Below are 2789 nucleotides of genomic sequence, written 5' to 3'. Positions count from 1 at the left end.
AAAAAAAAGCAGCCTATCTTGAGATAGGCTGCTGTAAAAAAAGACAAGACTGGCGATGACTTACTCTCCCACCTGTTACGGCAGTACCATCAGCGCGACAGGGCTTAACTTCTCTGTTCGGAATGGGAAGAGGTGTTCACCTGTGCTATCATCGCCATGAAGATTTTCATCAAGTTGTATATTTAACACACTGTAAGGAATCTGAGAAGCGTAAATTGAAGGTCTTGGAGCGCGGAAGTTTACGGGTAATTAGTACTGCTCGGCTATGCCATCTCTGACTTTACACCTGCAGCCTATCTACGTCATCATCTCTGACGACCCTTAAAAGAAGCCTCATCTCGAGGTGGGTTTCGCACTTAGATGCTTTCAGTGCTTATCCCTTCCGAACGTAGCTACCCAGCGGTGCAGATAGGCTCCACAACTGGTACACCAGCGGTTCGTCCAACCCGGTCCTCTCGTACTAAGGTCAGATCCTCTCAAGCTTCTTACGCCCACAACAGATAGGGACCGAACTGTCTCACGACGTTCTGAACCCAGCTCGCGTGCCACTTTAATGGGCGAACAGCCCAACCCTTGGGACCTTCTCCAGCCCCAGGACGTGACGAGCCGACATCGAGGTGCCAAACCTCCCCGTCGATGTGAGCTCTTGGGGGAGATCAGCCTGTTATCCCCAGAGTACCTTTTATCCTTTGAGCGATGGCCCTTCCATGCGGTACCACCGGATCACTATATCCTAGTTTCCTACCTGGTCGGCTTGTTAGCCTCACAGTCAAGCACCCTTATGCTATTGCACTCTGCGTACGATTACCAACCGTACTGAGGGTACCTTTGAAAGCCTCCGTTACTCTTTTGGAGGCGACCACCCCAGTCAAACTACCCACCAAACAATGTCCCCCGTCAAGGGGTTAGACATCAGACAAGCAAAGGGCGGTATTTCAACAGTGACTCCACGATGCCTAGCGACACCGCTTCACAGTCTCCCGCCTATCCTACACATCACTTGCCCAATGCCAATGTTAAGCTGTAGTAAAGGTTCATGGGGTCTTTCCGTCCCGTTGCGGGTAATCGGCATCTTCACCGATACTACAATTTCACCGAGCTCATGGCTGAGACAGTGCCCAGATCGTTACACCATTCGTGCAGGTCGGAACTTACCCGACAAGGAATTTCGCTACCTTAGGACCGTTATAGTTACGGCCGCCGTTTACTGGGGCTTCGGTTCAATGCTTCGACCGGAGTCTAACATCCCCCCTTAACCTTCCAGCACCGGGCAGGTGTCAGGCCTTATACTGCATCTTTCGATTTCGCAAAGCCATGTGTTTTTGTTAAACAGTCGCCTGGGCCTTTTCACTGCGGCCTCTCTGTTGCCAGAGGAGGCGTCCTTTCTCCCGAAGTTACAGGACCATTTTGCCTAGTTCCTTAGCCATGAATCACTCGAGCACCTTAGGATTCTCTCCTTGACTACCTGTGTCGGTTTACGGTACGGATAGTTATAAACGAACCTTAGAGGGTTTTCTTGGAAGCCTTTACAGCCATTATCTACGCCACCGAAGCTTTGTAGTACTGTCTCCGTTCAGAGAGCCGTGCGCATTTAACTACACAGCCCATTCCTACGGGATTCAACGTGCGTTTCCGTCAGCACGCAGACTTGTCAATACTCCGTCACCCCATCGAATTTATAACTAGTACAGGAATATTAACCTGTTACCCATCGGCTTCGCCCTTCGGCTACACCTTAGGACCCGACTAACCCTGAACCGATTAGCGTTGTTCAGGAAACCTTAGTCTATCGGTGGGCGGGTTTCTCACCCGCCTTATCGTTACTTATGCCTACATTTGCTTTTCCGGCCGCTCCAACAGACCTCGCAGTCCGTCTTCGGCGCAACCGGAATGCTCCCCTACCGATTTTGCAATCCCATAGCTTCGGCACTACGCTTATGCCCGATTATTATCGATGCCCTGTCACTCGACCAGTGAGCTGTTACGCACTCTTTAAATGAATGGCTGCTTCCAAGCCAACATCCTGGCTGTCTCTGTGACTGGACCCCCTTTGTTCAACTTAGCGTAGATTTTGGGGCCTTAGCTGATGGTCTGGGTTGTTTCCCTCTCGGATTGGGACCTTAGCACCCCAACCCTCACTCCCGGGCATATTTACCGGCATTCGGAGTTCATCAGGATTCGGTAGGTTGTGACACCCCCTAGTCCTATTGGTAGCTCTACCTCCGGTAAACTCAAGCCCGAGGCTGTTCCTAAAAACATTTCGGGGAGTACGAGCTATTTCCAAGTTTGATTGGCCTTTCACCCCTACCCACAGCTCATCCAAACACTTTTCAACGTGTACTGGTTCGGTCCTCCATGTGGTGTTACCCACACTTCAACCTGGCCATGGGTAGATCACTTGGTTTCGCGTCTACCCCCTTTGACTAAAGCGCCCTATTCAGACTCGCTTTCGCTACGGATCCGGCCCTGAAGGCCTTAACCTTGCCAAAGAGGAGTAACTCGTAGGCTCATTATGCAAAAGGCACGCCGTCACCCTAATAAGGGCTCCGACCGCTTGTAGGCGCACAGTTTCAGGGTCTATTTCACCCTCCTATTCGGAGTACTTTTCACCTTTCCCTCACGGTACTGGTTCACTATCGGTCTCTCAGGAGTATTTAGCCTTACCGGATGGTGCCGGCAGATTCAGAGGGAGTTTCACCGGCTCCCCCCTACTCAGGATACTACTAAACATTAGCTCTTTACTTGTACAGGCCTTTCACCTTCTATGGGTGACGTTTCCAAGTCATTCC

General features: G+C 51.0%; 2 rRNA genes (1 of these 2 cut by a window edge). Both read right to left on the bottom strand.

Annotated features, from left to right (window positions below):
- Nucleotides 1-47 precede the first annotated feature (47 nt).
- A 5S ribosomal RNA gene (gene rrf / locus AAG747_RS29110) occupies nt 48-159 on the bottom strand.
- Between the two features lie 70 nt (nt 160-229).
- A 23S ribosomal RNA gene (locus tag AAG747_RS29105) occupies nt 230-2789 on the bottom strand (it continues 312 nt past the right edge of the window).

Origin of the sequence: Rapidithrix thailandica (assembly GCF_039710355.1) — a bacterium.
GTDB lineage: Bacteria > Bacteroidota > Bacteroidia > Cytophagales > Flammeovirgaceae > Rapidithrix > Rapidithrix thailandica.
This window is presented reverse-complemented; position numbering and strand designations above follow the sequence as displayed.